The following is a 243-nucleotide window of genomic DNA, read 5'->3' as shown; positions in this document are numbered from 1 at the left end:
AAAGACGCCGCCCGTTTCGAGCCGGCGCGCGATTCGCTGCGCACGGGCGACGTCGCTCGTCCACAGGCTGCCGCCGAGACCGTAGTCGCTCGTGTTGGCAAGTTCGATAGCGTGCTCGGCGTCGTCGGCAACGGTGATTGCGGCGACCGGGCCAAAGGTTTCTTCGTCGAAAGCAGCCATGCCGGGGGCGACATCCGCGAGCACGGTCGGCTCGTAGTAATTCCCGGCGCCTTCCACCTTGCT

Annotated in this window: 1 protein-coding gene; it reads right to left on the bottom strand. The window is 66.3% G+C overall.

Going from position 1 to position 243, the window contains the following annotated elements; translation table 11 throughout:
• Positions 1-243, bottom strand: a 243-nt coding sequence (locus SB822_RS60130; RefSeq protein ID WP_410859515.1) for an aldehyde dehydrogenase family protein, incomplete at both ends; no start/stop codon positions are given.

This window comes from Paraburkholderia sp. SIMBA_054 (assembly GCF_046534875.1).
In the GTDB taxonomy this organism is placed as follows: domain Bacteria; phylum Pseudomonadota; class Gammaproteobacteria; order Burkholderiales; family Burkholderiaceae; genus Paraburkholderia; species Paraburkholderia hospita.
The sequence above is the reverse complement of the archived record's forward strand: the minus strand, read 5'-3'. Positions and strand labels throughout refer to the sequence as shown.